This window comes from Corynebacterium sp. TUM25020 (assembly GCF_056388495.1).
Window position 1 is genome coordinate 112,686 of sequence record NZ_JBWJFG010000002.1, and the last position, 19,030, is coordinate 131,715.

16 protein-coding genes are annotated in these 19,030 nt (G+C 58.6%); 10 read left to right on the forward strand and 6 right to left on the reverse strand.

Annotated elements, in window-relative coordinates:
* Positions 1 to 96 precede the first annotated feature (96 nt).
* Positions 97 to 435: a hypothetical protein gene (locus AC05K6_RS03445; RefSeq protein ID WP_476727776.1), complete on the reverse strand. Its 339-nt coding sequence runs from the start codon at positions 433 to 435 to the stop codon at positions 97 to 99.
* A 718-nt stretch (positions 436 to 1,153) separates the two neighbouring features.
* Between AC05K6_RS03445 and AC05K6_RS03450 the strand changes: the two genes are divergently transcribed.
* The 4 genes from AC05K6_RS03450 to AC05K6_RS03465 all read left to right on the forward strand — a co-directional run bounded on the left by AC05K6_RS03450 (position 1,154) and on the right by AC05K6_RS03465 (position 6,567).
* Positions 1,154 to 2,542, forward strand: a complete 1,389-nt coding sequence (locus AC05K6_RS03450) for an ABC transporter substrate-binding protein (protein WP_476727777.1) — start codon at positions 1,154 to 1,156, stop codon at positions 2,540 to 2,542.
* A gap of 468 nt (positions 2,543 to 3,010) precedes the next feature.
* Positions 3,011 to 3,961, forward strand: coding sequence for an ABC transporter permease (locus AC05K6_RS03455; RefSeq protein ID WP_293790681.1), 951 nt, complete (start codon positions 3,011 to 3,013; stop codon positions 3,959 to 3,961).
* 166 nt (positions 3,962 to 4,127) lie between these two features.
* Positions 4,128 to 5,927: an ATP-binding cassette domain-containing protein gene (locus AC05K6_RS03460; RefSeq protein ID WP_476727887.1), complete on the forward strand. Its 1,800-nt coding sequence runs from the start codon at positions 4,128 to 4,130 to the stop codon at positions 5,925 to 5,927.
* Positions 5,920 to 6,567, forward strand: coding sequence for an ABC transporter ATP-binding protein (locus AC05K6_RS03465; protein ID WP_293790618.1), 648 nt, complete (start codon positions 5,920 to 5,922; stop codon positions 6,565 to 6,567). Before AC05K6_RS03460 ends, AC05K6_RS03465 begins: the two co-directional genes overlap by 8 nt.
* A 39-nt stretch (positions 6,568 to 6,606) precedes the next feature.
* Here the strand turns inward: AC05K6_RS03465 and AC05K6_RS03470 are convergent, their stop codons facing one another.
* Positions 6,607 to 8,022: an esterase-like activity of phytase family protein gene (locus AC05K6_RS03470; protein WP_293790620.1), complete on the reverse strand. Its 1,416-nt coding sequence runs from the start codon at positions 8,020 to 8,022 to the stop codon at positions 6,607 to 6,609.
* 276 nt (positions 8,023 to 8,298) lie between these two features.
* On the opposite strand from AC05K6_RS03470, the gene dnaK reads away from it, so the two are divergent.
* The 3 genes from dnaK to AC05K6_RS03485 all read left to right on the forward strand — a co-directional run bounded on the left by dnaK (position 8,299) and on the right by AC05K6_RS03485 (position 12,228).
* A complete protein-coding gene (dnaK, locus tag AC05K6_RS03475; RefSeq protein ID WP_476727778.1) occupies positions 8,299 to 10,140 on the forward strand; it encodes a molecular chaperone DnaK in 1,842 nt (613 codons plus the stop codon).
* Positions 10,140 to 10,703, forward strand: coding sequence for a nucleotide exchange factor GrpE (gene grpE / locus AC05K6_RS03480; protein WP_473963848.1), 564 nt, complete (start codon positions 10,140 to 10,142; stop codon positions 10,701 to 10,703). Before dnaK ends, grpE begins: the two co-directional genes overlap by 1 nt.
* Before the next feature lie 223 nt (positions 10,704 to 10,926).
* Positions 10,927 to 12,228, forward strand: a complete 1,302-nt coding sequence (locus tag AC05K6_RS03485; protein ID WP_476727779.1) for an HNH endonuclease signature motif containing protein — start codon at positions 10,927 to 10,929, stop codon at positions 12,226 to 12,228.
* On the opposite strand, the gene AC05K6_RS03490 is transcribed toward AC05K6_RS03485, so the two are convergent.
* Positions 12,225 to 13,415, reverse strand: coding sequence for a DUF3899 domain-containing protein (locus AC05K6_RS03490; RefSeq protein WP_476727780.1), 1,191 nt, complete (start codon positions 13,413 to 13,415; stop codon positions 12,225 to 12,227). The two genes, AC05K6_RS03485 and AC05K6_RS03490, sit on opposite strands and share 4 nt — an antisense overlap.
* Positions 13,416 to 13,595: 180 nt before the next feature.
* Between AC05K6_RS03490 and dnaJ the strand changes: the two genes are divergently transcribed.
* A complete protein-coding gene (dnaJ, locus tag AC05K6_RS03495) occupies positions 13,596 to 14,786 on the forward strand; it encodes a molecular chaperone DnaJ (RefSeq protein ID WP_476727781.1) in 1,191 nt (396 codons plus the stop codon).
* Positions 14,786 to 15,202: a heat shock protein transcriptional repressor HspR gene (locus tag AC05K6_RS03500; protein WP_448306891.1), complete on the forward strand. Its 417-nt coding sequence runs from the start codon at positions 14,786 to 14,788 to the stop codon at positions 15,200 to 15,202. The genes dnaJ and AC05K6_RS03500 overlap by 1 nt, the downstream gene beginning before the upstream one ends.
* 1 nt (position 15,203) lies before the next feature.
* Here AC05K6_RS03500 and AC05K6_RS03505 read toward each other — a convergent pair whose 3' ends face one another.
* The gene (locus AC05K6_RS03505) at positions 15,204 to 16,667 is read right to left on the reverse strand and encodes a basic amino acid/polyamine antiporter (protein ID WP_476727888.1); all 1,464 of its coding nucleotides are present in this window, start codon (positions 16,665 to 16,667) and stop codon (positions 15,204 to 15,206) included.
* A 244-nt stretch (positions 16,668 to 16,911) separates the two neighbouring features.
* Here AC05K6_RS03505 and AC05K6_RS03510 point away from each other — a divergent pair, with 244 nt between their 5' ends.
* On the forward strand, positions 16,912 to 17,406 hold the full coding sequence (locus AC05K6_RS03510; RefSeq protein ID WP_476727782.1) for a methylated-DNA--[protein]-cysteine S-methyltransferase: 495 nt from the start codon (positions 16,912 to 16,914) through the stop codon (positions 17,404 to 17,406).
* A 9-nt stretch (positions 17,407 to 17,415) separates the two neighbouring features.
* On the opposite strand, the gene AC05K6_RS03515 is transcribed toward AC05K6_RS03510, so the two are convergent.
* Together AC05K6_RS03515 and AC05K6_RS03520 are read right to left on the reverse strand one after the other, a co-directional pair.
* A complete protein-coding gene (locus AC05K6_RS03515) occupies positions 17,416 to 18,735 on the reverse strand; it encodes an alpha/beta hydrolase (RefSeq protein WP_476727783.1) in 1,320 nt (439 codons plus the stop codon).
* The gene (locus AC05K6_RS03520) at positions 18,732 to 19,016 is read right to left on the reverse strand and encodes a hypothetical protein (RefSeq protein ID WP_476727784.1); all 285 of its coding nucleotides are present in this window, start codon (positions 19,014 to 19,016) and stop codon (positions 18,732 to 18,734) included. Before AC05K6_RS03520 ends, AC05K6_RS03515 begins: the two co-directional genes overlap by 4 nt.
* Positions 19,017 to 19,030 lie beyond the last annotated feature (14 nt).

A 19,030-nucleotide genomic window follows, 5' to 3' on the forward strand; every position in this document is an offset into this window, starting at 1 on the left:
TGCTAGGTAGATTAACAATTGAACAGGGCTTTGGTGAAGTTTTCTCCGCTGGTCGCGCCTATTTTTTTGGAAGTATTTTAGAAACGATGATGTTGCTTAAATATCCCGAGCTGCTGTGTTGTGCGCCACAGAAATGATCGCTTTCCGGGCTGCGCGCCCTGCCTTTGAACGTCGCAGATGGTATAGGCGGTCGCCGCTAGCGCTTTCGTGGAGGATGACTGTGGCTCCAATTTTCTTTAATTTCGACGCTTCGTCGACGATCCCCGGGCTTTCCTTATCCTTCTTGGCGAAGAAGATGTGTACTTCAGTGTCTAGCGCACGGTCTGCGATCGGGCTATCGGCTCTGAAGAGCTGTTTCAGTAGAGTTATGTCTTTAGCTTGGGGCGCCAGTAGCACAATGGTGCGCGGTGCGGTCGCTTCCTGGAGTGCGTCCAATAACTCGGGGATGCAAGACGATTCCGCTATGGCTGTTACGAGTTGAGGGCCGTGGTCCGTTAGGAGGTTGCGGTAGGTCTGACGGATGGTCGCAGAGCCTGTGGAGGAGGCGGTAGCGGTTGAAGATGGTGTGCCGGGGTGCGTTGAAGATGCTGTGGTGGGGTGTGGGGGAGGAGTGGAAGGTGATGTGGAAGTTTTATTGGCGCGGGGGATTGGTATTTCAACTCGAAGATCGGTTTCCGCGAGTTGCCAGGCGAGATCCCAATGTCTGTTTGTGAATGGCTCTGAGGGGGAGTGTGGCGCAATAAAAAGAACAGCCTGTGAAGCTGCGTGTTCGGGTGGAATCTCCGCCAAGGCGGAAGTGTGCGGGCTGTTGCGCGTGGCGTCGGTGGAATGAGAGCCCCCGAACTGCATAGGGGCAATGGAGTAGACGGTATGTGTATCGCAGGAGCGGGAGCGCATTGCGAAATGCTGTCGCAACGCATGAGGGGGTTCAGGGGTGGCGCGGGTGAAGATGTCCATGGCATCCAAGCTTAAGGCACCCTGCGGTGCTGTCGAGAAAAGTTCAAGGGGCTGAAATCTAAATATGCCGTAAGGTAGTTTCTTCTTCTAGTAATGACAATGAATTTGTAATAAGTGCTTTAAATAGGGTGCTGGACAGGAATGACGTATGCGAACAAAACTGCGGCGAAGGGCAGCATGTGCCTAAACCGGCGTGATGATTGGAGGGGCGCTGGTAGCCTGCGGTGACCCGAGCCGCCAAGCTTCCGGTGGGGAGGGCCAGTACCCCACCCGGCTGGTTTTGGCAGACCGTAAAGCTGGCGATGGATTCCACCCAGCGACGGGATATGCCCAAACCGGTGTGAGCCCAATCTACGACGGTCTGCTGCGACCAGAGCCATCGTCGTCAGACAAGGTTCCGAACTTTGTGCCAGCACTGGCTGCGGAAATGCCGAAACACAATGCTGACTCCACGAAGTGGACTGTGAAGCTCAAAGAGGGAGTGAAGTTCAGCGATGGTTCTGATTTCGATGCCGAAGATGTGAAGGCATCGTATGACGTAGCCAAAGACATTTCCGCCGGTTCCGAAGTAGTCAGCCGCTACGACATCATCGACGAGGTGCAGGTCCAAGATCCGCACACCGTGGTGTTTAAGTTGCGTTCCCCACTTGCCGAAATGTTGTCGCGACTCACCTACGCGATCGCTCCCTCCGAGATGCTGGACAAAGGGGCCGTTACCCAAAGCAAGCTGAATACCGAACCCGTGGGTACTGGCGCTTACCACCTGAAGGAGCGCCGGGGTGATGAAACGATCTTTGAAGCCAACGACAACTATTTTGACGGTGCGCCGGAAGTCAAGGAATTGGTTGTTACGACGGCTGCGGATGATACGGCCCGCGCGCAGCGCGTAGCTGCTGGTGAAATTGATGGTGCCGCTATTCCGCCCAGCCAACTGAAGGGGTTAGAAGGTAAGGACGGCATCAGCGTAGATGTCACCAAGACGGCTGATTGGCGGGGTATTTCCTTCCCTGAAACGCCCGAGTTCGCCGATCCGAAGGTGCGCTTGGCTTTGAACCTCGCCGCTGATCGGCAGGCATTTATTGATGGACCATTGGCGGGGCAGGGCACTCCGATCTCTGGACTATTGTCCTCAATCTACGGTGATGCCCACGATCCAGCCCTGGATTTCCAACACGACGTGGCCAAAGCGGAGAAACTACTCGATGAAGCTGGGTGGAAGAAGAACAGCCAGGGTGTGCGGGAAAAAGACGGTAAGCCCTTCCACGTAGACCTCTACTATGCAGGCAACGACACGCTGCGCCGAGACATCGCCATCGAGTTCGCCTTGCAGATGAAGAAGCTGGGCCTAGAGTTCGAAACCAAGTCCAGCACGTGGCAAGACATCGAACCGAAGGTACACGATGTGTCGGTCGTTTTGGGCGGCGGATCGGCCCCTTATGACGCCACGGTGATGGCCTATGAGTATTTGCACACACGCACACCCGCGACGGGTAAGTGGGCTAATCCAGGCAACTACGGCTCCAAGAAATTGGATGACCTGCTGGATGAGACGCGCAGTGAGAACGACGAGGCGAAGCACAACTAACTGTGGCGCAAGACCCAAGCCGAGCACGCAGAAAACCCATCCATGCTGGCTTTGGCGAACGTCAACCACATTTACGTCTCAAAGGAAAATTCGTGGAAGAAACCGAATCTCCTGCTCGAACCCCATATTCACGGCGTGACGTGGGGGCCTTGGTGGCGCCTAGCCGCTTGAAAGAAATAACACATGAGAGCGGTTTCTACCACTTCTTCTGCTGCTAACTCCGCTCATGGCGGAGCCGCTGTGAATACTGCGGACGTTCACACCGCTGAAGGTCACTCTGGTGCTGGTCATCCTGCTCCTGGTCACGTTGGTGCTGTTCGGATTGCAGATAAGGCAAGCTCGGCTGGAGCCCCCCATTCAAACGGAGTTGACGGTTCAGACGGGGTTCTCACTTCAGCAAAAACTCGGCAGTCCTGGCGCAGGTTTGTATTGCCGGGGCGCCGGGATAACCTCGGCGGGATCGGCCGGATGGTTGGTACGCGCTTGTTGCTCATTGCCGTGACAACCGTGGTGGTCAGCTTCATTATGTTCGGCCTCGCTGCCTTGTCGCCGTTTGATCCCCTTGCGCACCACCTCGGCGCGAACTACGGCAACTACACTGCCGAAGAACGTGCGCGCATTGCCTCTTCCTTGGGCCTCGACGCCCCGTGGTACCAGCAATGGGTCTCCTGGTGGGGGCACGTTTTTACAGGTGATCTGGGGTGGTCCCGGGTGTACAGCAAACCGGTTGTTGAAGTTATTGGCGAGCGCCTGCCGTGGACGATGCTGCTATCCGGAGCGGGCCTGCTGCTGATGCTGGCGATTGCAGCGCTTCTCGGCTTGAGTGCTGCTCGCCGACCCGGCGGAGTGGTGGATCGGGCGATAACCGCGTTGGGTGTATTTGTGGCAGCCACTCCTTCCTATATTTATGCCCTAGGAAGCGTGCTGTTTTTTGGCGTGTTCTGGCACCTCATCCCCGTGGGAGGGGCCGCGCCCGTCGGTAAGTCCCCGTCACTGGGAACGGTGGGGCCATACCTCATCGCACCGGCAGTCGTTCTAGCGATCTCGCAGCTGTCGTGGCCTTTGTTGACGATGCAACGCGCTACTGCCGAAGCCGTTGAGTCGCCAGCGGTTGCCAACGTGCGCTTGCGTGGTCTCTCCGAACACACGATCCTCGTTCGGCATGTGCTGCCTATGTCGCTCATGCCGCTGATCACTTTGATCGGAGCGCGCCTCGGCGAGATGGTCGTCGGAGCAGTGATCGTGGAAACGGTTTTCTCCTGGCCGGGGTTGGCGCAAGCCACGGTGGAATCGGCTGTGGCCGTGGACTTTCACCTGCTGGCATTCACCACGGTCGCGACCACGGTAGTGGTGATGTTGGGATCCCTATTGAGCGATCTGTCCTACGTATTGATCGACCCGAGGGTAAGCGATGTCTAACAAGAATTCTCTTTCCTCCGATGAGCACAGCTCTAGTTCGATCGATGAGCACAGCCCTAGTTCAAATAACTCAGCCGTGAAAGCACATAGTGCTCATCTAGATATTGGCAGCGCCGAAGCACAGGGGTTTAGCGCGCACTCGCAGACACAGAGTGCCCGTAGGTGGATGCGTGGGCACCTCATTGGATTAAGCGTTTTTGCACTTCTGGTGCTGTATGCAGCTATAGTTCCCGCCGTCTTCGAGGCGGGAACTCCAAGTTTCGCCAATTCCCTGCGTTCACCGACTGCCGCGCATATTTTCGGTACTGATCACTTTGGGTTCGACCTATTCGTACGAACCGCGGAAAGTTTGCGGGTTTCCCTTTTCATCGGGCTTACGGCTGCGGTTGCCGCTACGGCATTGGGCGTGCTCGTCGGGTTATTGGCGGGGCTCGGTGGCGTGGTCGATCGCATTGTTATGCGCATCAACGATGCCGTGAGTGCCATTCCGCACCTCATTTTGACAGTGGTTATTGTCGCACTATTCCAGGGATCCGTTGCTGCCATCGTGGGGTCCATCGCTTTGACTCACTGGTCACCGGTTGCGCGTATCGTGCGATCTGCGGTGTTGACGGTCCGCGCGTCCGAAATGGTGCAGTGCTCGTACGGTGCAGGGGCTTCGTTTGGCTGGGTGCTGCGTAAGCATTTGGCACCAGCGGCTTCTGGTCAAGCACTGGTAGCGATGGCGATGCTCACTCCCCATGCTGTGTGGCACGAATCCACCGTGTCCTTCCTTGGCCTGGGCATCCAGGCTGACGAGCCATCACTGGGAACGCTCATGGATTTGGCGCGCGAAGACATCACCCGTGGGGCGTGGTGGGCTTTGGCTTTCCCAGCGATGATCTTGCTGCTCACCACGATGTCTGGGGTATCGCTGACCCGAGGAGCGACAGCGCGGGCAGAGCGTGGCGTCGGAAAGCAAAAGAAGAAGTCAGCACTGCAGAAAGAAGCCGGGGCAGGCCGCAGAGGGCGTAGGTCGGAGCCTGCGGAGCCAACTGAGGCGACGAGCGAGTTGGGGGAGCTACGTGCTCGCGGGCTTGGCGTAGAGGTGGGGGCAAAAAACATTGTGTGTGGGGTGAACCTGACCGTGCGCCGTGGGGAAGTGGCCGGACTGATCGGAACCTCCGGTTCTGGTAAATCGACCGTGGGGCGCGCGTTGATTGGGATGGTCCCAACAGGGGCTCGAGTAGAAGGGAAGGTCTCGCTTTATCCGGCTGGGGCGCCTGATGGGAATTGTGCAGCGCACGGGGCGACCAAAGGGCACCTTGAACCCAGCGGGGTCACCCAAGATACGGAAGCTGGTGGATCCGCTCACGTTGCGGAAGCCGATAAAACCACTGCTGATGAAGCAGACTGGAACAGTACTGATTTAGCTAGTGTGCGGGGCTCAATGGTGGGTTTTGTTCCCCAAGCCGCGGCGTTGTCCTTTACGCCCGTGAGGAGAATTGGAACCCAGCTCCAGGAGATTATCGATCGGCATGGCAGTGGCTTGGATGTGGAGGAGTTGTTAGAACGCGTTCACCTTGGCTCTGAGGTCAGCGAGTATTTCCCACACCAGCTATCGGGCGGCATGGCGCAGCGAGCGGCGCTGGCTGCGGCGTTGGCGGGAAATCCGCAATTCCTTATCGCAGACGAGCCCACCGCAGCATTGGACCCACAATTAACGAAGGAGACGCTGGAGCTACTGCGGTCCGCGGCCAAGGATTTGGGGCTCGGAGTATTGCTGATAAGTCACGATCTAGAGGACCTTCGAGAATGGGAAGTGTGCGACCACATTTTTGTGCTGCATGAGGGCGAAGTAGTGGAAAGTAGACAGGCCAGCGAGTTTTGGGATGCACCGCAAACCGACTTTAGTCACGCGTTGGTTGCGGCTTTGCCCAGCGGAGGCATTGAATACCAAACCGAGGTAGGGGAGAGAAATGCTTAAAGCTACCGAGGTGACCTATTCCTATGCAGGGAAACCCGTCTTGGAGAAAATTGAACTGATCATTGAACGCGGTGAGCTCGTGGGGCTGATCGGACCTTCAGGATCTGGCAAAACGACGTTGGCCAAGTTGCTTTCCGGGCGTTTCCTCCCAGATTCGGGAAAGGTCACGATTGACGGAGAACCTGTGGTGACGGGGCGAGATCGCCGGCGATCACGAATAGCGTTGGTGAGCCAATCCCCGCGGGATGCGTGCAATCCGCGGTGGACTCTCCGAGAGATCATCGCCGAACCCTTATTGATCGCCGGGGAGCACAATAGGGAAGTGATTCGCGAGTGCGTGGAGGATCATACGAAGCGAGCAATGCTGGATAGGGAATTGCTTGATCGTCGACCAGCACAGGTAAGCGATGGGCAACTGCAGCGAGCATGCTTGGCCCGCGCAACTGTGATGGATCCGGCCTTCCTCATCTGCGATGAACCGACTTCAATGTTCGACCCAATTGCGACGGCGAAAATTGTGGAGATGTTGCGCGAGACCGTGCGGGCGAACCGCGGAGTGCTATTGATTTCCCACGACCATCGGTTATTGACAGCGTGCGCTGACCGGACAGTGGCTATAGAAACCATCCCGCAGGCTTAGAACTCTGCGTTCCGCGCCTGTGCTGGTGAGGAGCGGTAATTAGCGCCGGGGGATGTCCAAAGAATGGAGCAACGTACGCTGCGAATCACTGAAGTTATTGTCCGAGATTAAGTACACGCGGTTTAACTCCGCCGGGGAAGTGGAGCTGCCGGCGTGGTTTCCGATGGCGGAGGAGCCCGCAGGAAGGGAGCCGGTGGTGACGGAACCGTGAGCCGGCACATCGGCAGAGTGGGCAGGCGGGGCCGCGAAGGTTAAGCCTTCAACATTTTCGGGGGATGCAGAGATGTTAGGGCTTGCCTCAGTGTTAGCCTTATCGCCACTCGAGCTTAGGTTGTCACCGAGCTTGTGAATGTCACTGGTTTTTTGCCCAGCGAAATCGAAGACCTTCTCGCGGTTAACGGGCACCTCGCTACCGTCCAAGCGCTCCCGGCCAAGCACATTGGTGGCCCCTTCCAGACTCAAACGGTAGATTTCGGCGCGGTTACCTTGTTTGGGGATGTAACCGCGCTGCAGCGCGTAGAGGCTGCCATCCGGGGAAGTAGCCAAGGAAGCGTACCCGCGATCGGCCTTGGGGGCGTACGTGGGGTCCACCTCGACCACATACTCAGCCTTGGGCTTGCCGGTTGTAGTGCTGTAAGCGGTCAACCGAGTTTTGGACCCCGCCTCGGGAGTATTGATTGGCCCATCCTGCACCAATGAGTTCTCGTTGAGAGTGTAAAAAGTTTCCTCATCAGGAGAAATTGTCATGCCCTCCGGGCCTTTGTTGGGGCTTATACCTTTAGTTTGTTCAACATCTTTTGCTGCATTGTGGTCGGGGACGTGATAGTGCGGGGGATGGATGCGCCGGATTTCCCGCCCGTTGCTATCGGATTCGATGACAAGGGGTGAGCGGTTCTTCGATCCCTTTGATTCGCCCTCGGTGGTCCATAGCAAATGGCCGTTAGGTAGCTGCTGGATCTCCTCCGCATCGTATTCCTTGGGGTTGTATGCACTGCCATCTGGCTTGGTGAAATTAACTTGTCCGGTGACCTTTGCCCGCCCGTTGCTGTCGATGTTCAAGCGGTAGGCGCGCGTGGGGCCATGATCGCCTTTGTCATCCGAGATGGCGAGGTAGGAGCCATCGGTGAGGGCAGTAAGCCCGGATAGCCCACCCACGTTGGGATCCTTGCTCGCTTGGCCGAGGTCGAATGCGCCGTTGTAGTGAGTTTGTTCCTGGCCACCAGTTTTCAGAGCGCCGGAAGGTGGGAAAGCCGATCCTGCGGGGAATTGCGGTGCGGAGAGTGAGGCGTCGGAACCAAAAGGGGTAGCGGAAGAAAAAGGGGCGGTGGCTGTGGTTGCGCCAAGGGCTGTGGGAGCGGCAATGACCGACCCAGCGAGAATCGAGGTAGCGACAAGTGGGGCGGCTGCCAGCGGGGTGGAAATGAGGGCGCGGTTTATGCGTATGCGGTTTTTCATACCCACTATCAAAACAGGTGGGGCGGGTTTGCGCATTTCAGGGGAGGTTCAGGGGTGAATCTAAAAGTATTTTTGAAAAAGTTGAGTCGATCGGGAACAAGTTTGAGGTGCGATGAGTTGAGTAGGGTGTGAGCAAGTTGAGTGGAGCAAACTCAAGTCGGCTTGACTAGACGCGAAAAACGCGGATACTAGTGTGCAGAGGCGGGCGAAGTTGAGTCCGCTCGACTAAGGCTCGATAGATTTTATTCGCCCCCAGAAGTAATAGGAGGAACTGATATGGGACGCGCAGTAGGAATTGACTTGGGCACCACCAACTCTGTGGTGTCTGTTCTGGAAGGCGGCGAGGCTAAGGTCATCGCCAACTCCGAGGGGTCCCGTACCACCCCGTCCATCGTGGCTTTTGCCAAGAACGGTGAGGTACTGGTTGGTCAGTCCGCTAAGAACCAGGCGGTTGCCAACGTGGATCGCACCATCCGCTCCGTTAAGCGCCACATGGGTACGGACTGGAAGATCTCCATCGACGACAAGGAGTACACCGCTCCGGAGATCTCCGCTCGTACCCTGCAGAAGCTGAAGCGCGACGCGGAAAGCTACCTGGGTGAGGACGTAACCGACGCGGTCATCACCGTCCCCGCTTACTTCAACGACGCGCAGCGTCAGGCAACCAAGGATGCGGGCCAGATTGCCGGCCTGAACGTCCTGCGTATCGTCAATGAGCCGACCGCAGCTGCTCTGGCCTACGGCCTGGAGAAGGGCGACAAGGAGCAGACCATCCTGGTCTTCGACCTCGGTGGCGGTACCTTCGACGTTTCCCTGCTGGAAATCGGCGACGGCGTGGTAGAGGTTCGTGCTACCGCTGGTGACAACGAGCTGGGTGGCGACGACTGGGATCAGCGCATTGTCGATTGGCTGGCCGAGAAGTTCAAGGCCTCCCACGGTGTGGATCTGACCAAGGACAAGATGGCTCTGCAGCGTCTGCGCGAGGCAGCGGAGAAGGCCAAGATTGAGCTGTCCAGCTCCCAGCAGGCTTCCATCAACCTGCCGTACATCACGGTGGACGAGGATCGGAACCCGCTGTTCCTGGACGAAACCCTGACCCGCACCGAGTTCCAGAAGATCACTCAGGATCTGCTGGATCGCACCAAGGCTCCGTTCCAGGCGGTTCTGAAGGATGCGGAGATTACCGTGGACGAGATCGACCACGTCGTGCTGGTCGGTGGCTCCACCCGCATGGTTGCAGTATCCGAGCTGGTCACCGAGCTGACCAATGGTAAGGAGCCTAACAAGGGTGTTAACCCGGACGAGGTTGTGGCCGTGGGCGCTGCCCTGCAGGCCGGCGTGCTGCGCGGCGAAGTGAAGGACGTGCTGCTGCTCGACGTCACCCCGCTTTCCCTGGGTATTGAGACCAAGGGTGGCGTGATGACCAAGCTGATCGAGCGCAACACCACCATCCCGACGAAGCGTTCCGAGACCTTCACTACTGCTGAGGATAGCCAGCCCAGCGTGCAGATCCAGGTCTTCCAGGGCGAGCGCGAGATGGCTGCGCACAACAAGCTGCTCGGCTCCTTCGAGTTGGCCGGCATCGCCCCTGCACCGCGCGGCGTTCCGCAGATCGAGGTCACCTTCGATATCGACGCCAACGGCATCGTCTCCGTGTCCGCAAAGGACAAGGCGACCGGCAAGGAAAACACGATCAAGATCCAGGAAGGCTCCGGCCTGTCCCAGGAGGAGATCGACCGTATGGTCAAGGATGCTGAGACTCACGCAGAGGAGGACAAGAAGCGCCGCGAGGAGCAGGAAGTCCGCAACTCTGCAGAGTCTATGGCTTACCAGACCCGTAAGTTCGTCGAGGAGAACAAGGACAAGGTCAGCGAAGACGCCCAGAACAAGGTCGAGGAAGCAGCCAAGGCTGTGGACGAGGCTCTGAAGGGTGATGACATCGAGGCCATCAAGGACGCTGTGGAGAAGCTGAACGCTGAGTCTCAGGAGATGGGCAAGGCTATCTACGAGGCAGAAGCAGCATCCGGTGCTGAAGGTGCCGCTGCAACCGATGACCCGAACGTTGTCGACGCCGAAGTTGTCGATGAGGACACTTCCGCAGAGGATGATAAGAAGTAATGTCTGAAGATCTGAATCAGAACCCGGACGCCCCGGAAAATACCGAACCAGAAGTAACCGAGGCACAAGGGGTCGACGAGGGTCTGGCAGAAGCTGATCTGGCTGAAGATGAGGGCGTCGACAACAACGCCGCAGACGAGGCCGAGAACAACATCGAGGCCGAGCTGGCCGAGCGCACCGAAGATCTGCAGCGCGTGACGGCGGAGTACACCAACTACCGCCGTCGCGTAGAGCGCGACCGCGTGAGCGTGATTACCGGCGCGAAGGCTGACGTAGCCTCCGAGCTGCTGCCGATCCTGGATGACCTGGAGATGGCAGAACAGCATGGCGATCTGACCGGTCCGCTGAAGTCCATGTCGGATAAGCTGCACTCCGTGATGGCCTCCATGAAGGTGGAGAAGTTCGGCGAGGAAGGCGACGAATTCGACCCTAACTGCCACGAGGCAGTGCAGGACACTAGTAGTGGTGACGAGAAGGTGCTGGCCACCGTTCTACGTCGTGGCTACCGTCTAGAAGATCGGGTGCTGCGCAATGCGATGGTTATTATCGGCGACCCGCAGTAGTCCTGTTGGCGGTCTACCGCTGAGTTAACCCCTTAAGAGGGCTCCATGGTTTTACCGTGGGGCCCTTTCTTATGGCTAGAACACACATGTTTAGAACGAGTGTTCGATTTTGTAGTGTTTTTTCGGAAGGAGTGTCGGGGGCGTTTTCTATGCTTATTGCGCACGGAAAACCACGGGACGAAAACCATGCAACACAGGGGACTTTGATCATCAAAGGGGAAAGATGTTCGACCAACCCACACCACCAGAAGAATCGCCACCAGACCAGCGTCCGCCCAACCAATCCGCCGATCAGGCGCAGAAGCCTTTTTGGAAGGTAACCGACCCTACCGACCCGATAAGCGCAGCAGTCTGCGACATCAATCGCAACAATGCGCGCCTTGCTGTGGCATGCACGCCTCGCGACCATGAATGCGTCGGCGATGTCACCACCCGCTTGTGTGTCCGCCTGGGGCTCCCGGAGTTTCGGGTCATCCAGCTTATTGACGTCGGCGCGACCTTCCGCCGCTTCCCATCGCTGTTGAAGCTCGCCGAAACGGGGGCTTACTCCATGGAAATCTGGCGGATTGTCGCGCAGAGCCTTGTCGCTATTAGTGACGCCCACGCCTCCGCCATAGAAGCCGATGTATACACTGCACTTTCACCTACTCGACCTAACCAGGCAATGCTTGGGCATGGCACGATCCGTCAGCGGCTGAAGAAGATCGTGATGCAGCGCGAGCCTTTGGCTTGTCCGATCGATCCTGCAGATCAGGCCATGCTCTCGGACGATGCGAATGAGGAGGGTGCCGAAGATGCGCTGGGAAGTGCAGCAAGGCTGAGCATTGATGACCGGCCAAACGACCATACCGAGTTTTATCTGACTCTCCCTAAGTTGGAGGCGCTAGAGCTGATTCAAGCGGTTGATGGCGTGCGGAAGAAAGAGAACTGCTCGCGGGCGCGGGCGCTGCTAAGCCTGGTGCGGGGGAGTGCTACTGCAGAAGTGAACCTCAACCTATATCGCCGGGTGGATATTCCGGATTCCCAGATCTGGGCCGCTGGCACCTGGCTTAGTCCGCTGGCTACGAAGGAATGGATGGCTCGCGTGACCCATCTGCAGGCTCCGGGGAAGGCCACCACGGCTGGTTATACTCCGACGCCGCTGATTCGCGCGAGCGTGGAAGGGCGGGACGGGACTTGCCGGTTCCCCGGTTGCGACGTGCCTGCCCACAAATGCCAGCTGGATCACGTCAAACGCTTCGTGCATAACAACCCGGAAGGCGGGCCGACTGATACGTCAAACCTCCACTGTCTCTGTGCAAAGCATCACAATGCGAAGACGACCGGAGCATGGGATGTGGAGATCTCCTCCGATGGAGTGGAAACCTGGAGCAGCCACGGCGACGGCCACACCGTGATCACCACTCCGAACGGCCCGCTGGGAAGATTCACATTCCGGCACCGAGCCATAAAGCGAACGCGGAGGGTGGTGGAGTTCAACCAGCGGAAACAACAGCGCAACCAAGAGGAAGAGCCACCGTTCTAGGCGAGGCCGCCTCCATCCCCTAGGTCACCGAGATGAAGCTTCTCGGTGAGGTATGCGGTCGGCTTGACCTCAAGCTCCGCAGTGTGGTCGCTATTCCACTTCACATTGGTGAACGTAGTCACCTCGCCCATGTGAGAGATCATCAGGCGTGGACTCAACGCGCCTGCCTGCTGGGAGAACTGGTTGGCGGCCAGGGTTGCCATCATCTTGATGGATCCCATGAGATCGCTGCCCTCATCCATCTCGCGGAGCAGCGTTACATGGCGATGCGGAGCTGCCAGCAACAACCCAGACTCGCGATCGATTTGGGGTAGGTAACGCTCGACGATGTCATCCAACAGAATCGGAATAGACCCCACGTAGTACGAGGATCCAACGAACAACCACACGCGTTCTCCGGGCTTGCTCTTGTCCGCCTGGATGGACTGCACCTCAAGATCGGAATCAATCAGATCCTGCCATAGGTTGCGGTAGCCGATCCGGAAGAGGTCCTCTACGGGCCCTCGATCCTCCAGCGAATCCGGGGTCAGGCCCAACACTGCGTTAGGTGAGTCTACGACTAGGTGGATACAAAGGGCGTCCGAAAAAGGACGAATGGGGGATTCTGGGTTGAACTCGAACGCATCCGCCTGCGCGCTCTCCGGCAGAAGTTCGATCGCCGTGAGGCGCACACGCAGGTAGGAGTAGAACTCCGCGTCGGGGATTGAGCCCATATCCGTCGTGATCTGGATAGACGAGACAAGCGTGGAAACGAAGTTATTGACCATCTCGGGCATGTCCCTGGCAAAGTCCTCGGCGCTCGCGACCTGCTTCGTGATGTTCTCAAGGCCCATTAGTGAACCCTCGCCATCGTCCGGTGCCGGAAGTCTGCCGCCATAGGGGCCAGGGGTGCGGCCGACATATTTCAGGGGCTTCTCAATGTCCTCAGGCTTGCTGAAATACACCACCTCAGGAGTGGGGTTCGCGCCATAGCCGAGATCGTTAAGCGCGCGCACGATGTGGCGAATCATCGCGGTGGACTGGTGCAAGTCCAGGCCGCTCAACGGCACTGGTGGATCCTCCGGGCCGGGAGCAGGTGTGCCGGGAGCAGAAAAGCTATCAACCGAGCTGCCAGAGCTGCCGAGATCGGATGGTGAATTGTGGGAGCCGAAAAGTCGGCTAAACCAACTGCGCTTTTTGGGTGCCATGGCCCCACCCTAGTCAGTTCTGCTCGAGTGGGCTTTCGTCTGGCCCCGAAGTGGCGCTGCAAGGGAATAAAAGCGTAGGGGCGTCGTTATAGAAGATTAGATATCAAAAGTTCAGCGCGGTAGACTCAAGGTTAATGAGTGATACCCCGCGTGAACAGCGCAAGAAGGAAGGAGCGACACATGGCGCACAGTGAATGGGCCGAGAAGGATTACTACCAAGACCTCGGCGTGTCCTCCACCGCATCGGCAGAGGAGATCAAGAAGGCATACCGCAAGATCGCTCGCGAAAACCACCCGGATGCCAACCCGGGCGATACGGTGGCGGAGGAGCGGTTCAAGAAGGCTTCCGAAGCCTACAGTGTGGTGGGCGATAAGGAAAAGCGCGCGGAGTATGACGAGCTGAAGCGCATGCTTGCTAGCGGTGCATATTCGACCGGCGCAGGATTCGGCGGCGCAGGATTCAGCGGTGCAGGCGGCTTTAACGTCTCTGATCTTTTTGGCAATGACGCCCACAGTGGTGGATTCGGCGACATCTTCGGCGGAATCTTCGGTGAGGATCCGACCGCCGGCGCCTCCCGCAGCCGCTTCGGAGGGCGGGGTAGCCGCCGTACCCAGCGCAGCCGCGGGGCAGATGTGGAGACGGAGCTGACGCTCGAGTTCCGCGAGGCTACAAGAGGCGTGACCGTTCCGATTCGCCTCACTAAACCCGAGCCCTGCGAAAACTGCCATGGCTCTGGTGCCAAGGCGGGCACCGCGCCGCGCACATGCGGTGCATGCGGCGGTGACGGCATGGTCAGTGAGAGCAAGGGTGCCTTCGGTTTTTCCCGCCCGTGCGCGGAGTGCTCGGGTACGGGGTCGGTAATTAAGGACAAATGCGCAGACTGTTCTGGTACGGGCCGCACTACTCAGGCGCGCACGATTACGGTGCGCGTGCCGGCGGGTGTGGTCGACGGGCAGAAGGTGCGTCTGGCTGGACAGGGGTCGGCAGGGCAGCGTGGCAAGCCGGCTGGCGATCTATTCGTGACTGTGCACGTAAAGCCGGACAAGGTGTTCAGCCGTGACGGCGATGACCTGAAGCTAACCGTGCCGGTGAGCTACCCCGAGCTGGTGCTCGGCGGGGCAGTGACGGTGCCTACCTTGGCTTCCAAGGTGCGGGTACGCATTCCTGCGGGCACGCAGGACGGCACCACGCTGCGTGTGCGCGGCCACGGCGTGAATAAGCGCAACGGTGCCAGCGGCGACTTGCTGGTGACCGTCAAGGTGGCGGTACCAAAGAACCTGGACGAGGGAGCGATGAGTGCGCTGCGAAAGTACTCGGAAGAGGAAAAGCGCTCTGGATTCGACCCCCGCGAAGGATGGGAGGGTAACTAATGAGTACTGGAAAGACCGGTGGCGAAAGGGAGGTCTTCGTGATCTCTGTCGCCGCGCGCATCACCGGAATGCATGCCCAAACGCTACGCACGTATGACCGGATGGGTTTAGTGACGCCCCAACGCACCAGCGGCGGTGGCCGTCGCTACTCGCGTGAGGATATTGAGCAGCTGCAGGAAATCCAGCGTCTTTCCCACGAGGAGGGCGTAAACCTGGCGGGCATTAAAACGATCATTGCCCAGCAGAACCGGCTGGATGAGCTGGAGAAGGAAAACGCTGCCCTGCGTCGCCGGTTGGCGGATATGCAGGCGCGCATGGAGCGTGGCGAAGGTGCGGGCGGGCGGCCACGTGGTGAGATCGTGCATGTCCCGCGTTCGACGTCGGTAGTTCTGTGGGACAGGCAGAAGCGACGCTAGTTTAGAGGCTGACCTGGCCGGTGAGGATCAGGTACAGTGCGCCGATCGACGAAATAACGACGATGGTGCTGATGATCCACTCGAAAGTATTGAAGATGCGCCCGCCGGCCTTGATGCGGGTGGATACGTAAACCACCAGCCCCGGCACAATGAGCAGCGTGCCAAGTAGGACGAACTGCAGCTCGGCGGCGTAGAGCAGCCACAAGGAGTAGCCGAAAGCCACCGCGCTGATGAGCAGGTGAATACGGTTGGTGCCCTTGCTTACCTCCGGTCCGGAAATATCGAACTTCGAGCCCGCGTCCGGGTGCTTGAAGCCGTGGCCGCGCGTGGCCAGGAACAGCAGGTACAGGCTGGAGAACACATAAGGCACTAGATAGAGCGACGTAGCCAGCTGCACCATTGTGGTGTACGTGGATTCATTGAGGTAGAACACGATAATGAACACCTGGATCACCACGGCGGACAGGAACTGTGAGACGTAGGGGGCGCCCATATCGTTGGTGCGTCCAACTGTCTTTGGTAGTAGTCCATCTTGCGCCATGAGCGTGATTGGCTCGGCACATAGCATCTGCCAGGAGACATAGGCACCCAGCACAGAGATGCACAGGCCGATGGAGATCAACCCAGCGCCCCACGGGCCAACGACGTGCTCCAGCACCGTTCCCATGGAGTTATCGCCCATAGCAGCCAGCTCCTCGCGGGAGACCACACCGAAGGAAAGGAAGCTCACGGCGTTGAGTAGGAAGAACACTGCGACGAATCCGAGGAAGGTCGCCAGCGACACGTCCTTGCGGTGACGTGCACGCTTTGAGTAAGTCGAGGCGCCCTCCACGCCGATGAAAGCCCAGACAGTGAACAGCATCATGCCCTTTACCTGGTCGCCCAGGGAGAAAGCCTGATCCTGATTCTCGCCGAAGGTTGCGGCACGGCCCCAGAAGTCTGAGGTGAAGACGTCCATGTTGAAGCCGGCGAAGGCAACCAGCACCAGGAAGGCCAGAATCGGCAGGATCTTCGCCACAGTGGTGATGACGTTCATGATCGCTGCCTGGCGCACGCCCCGGGAAAGGACGATAAAGATTCCCCAGGTTAGCGCCGAAACACAGATCGACTGCACCAGCGGATGGTCGCTGCTGAAGATGGGGAAGAAGAAGCTGAGCGAGCTAAAGAACAATGTGGCATAACCCACCTGGGCAATGATGGTGCCCAGCCAATATCCCCAGGCAGAGGCGAAGCCCACGAAGTCCCCCAACCCGGCGCGCACGTAGGAATACACGCCGGAATCCAGGTGCGGCTTGCGCAGAGCGAGAGCCTGGAAGACATAGGCGATGCACAGCATGCCCACGCCCGTAATGCCCCAGCCGATGAGAGCGGCACCGGGCGAGGCCACCGACGCGATATTTTGCGGCAGGGCGAATATGCCCGCGCCGACGGTGGAGCCAACGATAAGGCTGACCAGCGTGCCCATGCGAACGGTGCGCGGGTCGTCCTTAATCAGTACCTCCGCAGTAGAGGCCTGGGGGTGGTGCGCCCCGGTCGATTCACCGGCGGACGCGCCCAGGCGCTCTCCCTGCGATGCGTTCGAAGTAGATGGGGTATCCCCATTATTAGAGATATTCACGGTTAGTACCGTACAACGTAGATGGCGCTTTGACCCAACCGGCGCGTGGATACTCGCGTGAGGGGGCATAATGGTTGGGCATAATAACAGTATGGATTCACAAATCGGTCAGAATGTCGTTCGACTGGATGACGTCGCGCTCCGGGTGCTGGCCACCGACCGAGGCGTGTTGGCCGTTGAGTTCGAAGGTGTTCAGCAGGAAAGCGGCGCCGGCAACCCCGGTAATGCCGCCAGCTGTTACGCTGCAGAAGCTGCAGAACAATTGCGCGCATACTTCTCCGGCGAACTCTGCACATTCACCGTTCCTGTGGATCTCAGTCGTATTACCACCCCGTTCCAGCGCCGAGTGCTGCAAGCAATGGCGCGGATTCCCTACGGCCAGACTTGGAGTTATGCCAGGCTTGCAGCTGAGGCAGGCAGCCCGCGTGCCATCCGTGCCGCTGCCTCGGCGTGCGCAAACAATCCACTCCCGATCCTCTATCCCTGTCACCGCGTAGTGCGCAGCGATGGGCGCATCGGAGAGTATCTGGGCGGAGCTGAGCTGAAGCAGGCGCTAATCGATATGGAACGCCGGCACTGTGCATAGTGGTTTTCGCTAGTGTGCATTCACCTCCGGAGACCACATGTAGGAGCTATGCGCATCTGTCTCCCCGCGGCGTAGCAGGTAGAGATCCAAAATTCGCCCCCAACCGTAACCGGACCAATCACCTGCATCGGCCTCGTGCGGTGGGGCATGGAAATCGGGTGCGGCTGGATCCCGCCCATGCACCCCGAGCTCAGGAGTAGTCGTCAGCCGAATCATATCGCCGGGGACGTGCTCGTTGTACACCTCCGCGTGCCCATCTTTCGCATGCAGTTGCAAGTCCTCCGCCTGTTCGGAGTGGACGCCCGGGCTGCCCCATAGCCTGACTTCGTCCGCGGTGAGGCCTGCACCGCTGCGAGCTGCAGCTTCACCGACCACCACGGATCCGTAGCTATAGCCCACTACCTGCAATCTTGCATTCGGGTTCCTTTCGCGTAGCTGACGTTGATGCTCCTGCAGTGCCGTAGCGCCGGCCTTTGCTGGTTCCCGCGATACCGCACTTGTGAGATCTTCGGGCGCTGCATAACCATGCCAAGCCACCACCGCCACGTTCTTGCCCTGTGCTGCGGCGTCCGCCGCCGTTGCCCGCGCCCACGCCTCTGTGCGCTGGAGTGCCTCCGGATTATTGGAACCCACGCCACTGACCAGCGTAATTACCTCATCCGCATGCTTGGGATCACCCACCGTCACCACGGGGCCATGAGGAGAATCCACGCGCTCTACTGGCAGGTCTTTGGAAACTAGCGGTAGTGACGCCCCTTCGGTTTCGCCTTCTGCAAAATCACTTCGGGGTAGGGCAACGGAGTTACTGATCGAATGAATGATTCCGCCCGAGGCACGATCCAACAGACCCGCCAACTTCAGCGCCCCGCGCAGAACATTCGTTAGCGCTAGAGCCATGCTTTGTGCAGCCTCGCCGATTCCGGGAATCAATCCAAGGTGTTTGGCTGACACCTCACCATCCTGCTGGACGGACATGAGTGCCATCCGGGCAAGCCCTACCGTCGTCCTCACTGCCAACCTGGTGGGGGTAAGAATATCGGCGTGAATATTCGCCACTTTCCCAATTGTGCTGCTGCTAAAACCAGCGGTGTCCAGTTGGTTCGCCGCTGAATCAGTGGCGTGTTTAGCTGCATCGGCTGCTTGCCCCGACCAGTCGGCTTCCCATTGGGCTGTCTTTCGCGCTTCTCCTGCATGGCGAGAGGTCTTCTCGCCGCTGCTTTTAAACAGTCCGGCGGCGGTGCGCAGAGCCTCTACATTGGCATGTTCCACATCGTGGACCGTGACTGTTTTTCCGAAGCTGCTGGAACCGGAACCTCCATACTCGTTCATCGGTTCGCTCCTGAGAGTGCATCGGAACCATCATTGTCGGCGAAGTCCACGTCGTTGGTGAAGGCGCTAATGCTCTGGCTCATTGTGCTCAATTGCCGGCCGAAACCGGTGAAAGCTGCGTGGAGCTTATCCGCCGCCGTGGCAATTCCACTGGTTGTTGATTCGCCAGGCACTCCAGGAGCTTCTGCGTTCGCCACCGAATAGCCAGCCGAAGCGCACTGCACGCCGTTCTCAGTGATTTTCTCGCATCGTTTCTGTACCGCTGCCGAATCGATTTCCATTGTGTCCAGATAAT

Excerpts from the sequence above, each read along its gene's own strand:
- AC05K6_RS03465 (WP_293790618.1), top strand. The coding sequence starts at position 5,920 with ATGCTTAAAGCTACCGAGGTGACCTATTCCTATGCAGGGAAACCCGTC.
- AC05K6_RS03505 (WP_476727888.1), bottom strand. The coding sequence starts at position 16,667 with ATGGGCACGCTGGTCAGCCTTATCGTTGGCTCCACCGTCGGCGCGGGC.
- AC05K6_RS03490 (WP_476727780.1), bottom strand. The coding sequence starts at position 13,415 with ATGGCACCCAAAAAGCGCAGTTGGTTTAGCCGACTTTTCGGCTCCCAC.
- AC05K6_RS03500 (WP_448306891.1), top strand. The coding sequence starts at position 14,786 with ATGAGTACTGGAAAGACCGGTGGCGAAAGGGAGGTCTTCGTGATCTCT.
- AC05K6_RS03455 (WP_293790681.1), top strand. The coding sequence starts at position 3,011 with ATGGTTGGTACGCGCTTGTTGCTCATTGCCGTGACAACCGTGGTGGTC.
- AC05K6_RS03520 (WP_476727784.1), bottom strand. The coding sequence starts at position 19,016 with ATGGAAATCGATTCGGCAGCGGTACAGAAACGATGCGAGAAAATCACT.
- AC05K6_RS03485 (WP_476727779.1), top strand. The coding sequence starts at position 10,927 with ATGTTCGACCAACCCACACCACCAGAAGAATCGCCACCAGACCAGCGT.
- AC05K6_RS03470 (WP_293790620.1), bottom strand. The coding sequence starts at position 8,022 with ATGAAAAACCGCATACGCATAAACCGCGCCCTCATTTCCACCCCGCTG.
- AC05K6_RS03515 (WP_476727783.1), bottom strand. The coding sequence starts at position 18,735 with ATGAACGAGTATGGAGGTTCCGGTTCCAGCAGCTTCGGAAAAACAGTC.
- AC05K6_RS03510 (WP_476727782.1), top strand. The coding sequence starts at position 16,912 with ATGGATTCACAAATCGGTCAGAATGTCGTTCGACTGGATGACGTCGCG.
- dnaJ (WP_476727781.1), top strand. The coding sequence starts at position 13,596 with ATGGCGCACAGTGAATGGGCCGAGAAGGATTACTACCAAGACCTCGGC.
- dnaK (WP_476727778.1), top strand. The coding sequence starts at position 8,299 with ATGGGACGCGCAGTAGGAATTGACTTGGGCACCACCAACTCTGTGGTG.
- grpE (WP_473963848.1), top strand. The coding sequence starts at position 10,140 with ATGTCTGAAGATCTGAATCAGAACCCGGACGCCCCGGAAAATACCGAA.
- AC05K6_RS03450 (WP_476727777.1), top strand. The coding sequence starts at position 1,154 with ATGATTGGAGGGGCGCTGGTAGCCTGCGGTGACCCGAGCCGCCAAGCT.
- AC05K6_RS03460 (WP_476727887.1), top strand. The coding sequence starts at position 4,128 with ATGCGTGGGCACCTCATTGGATTAAGCGTTTTTGCACTTCTGGTGCTG.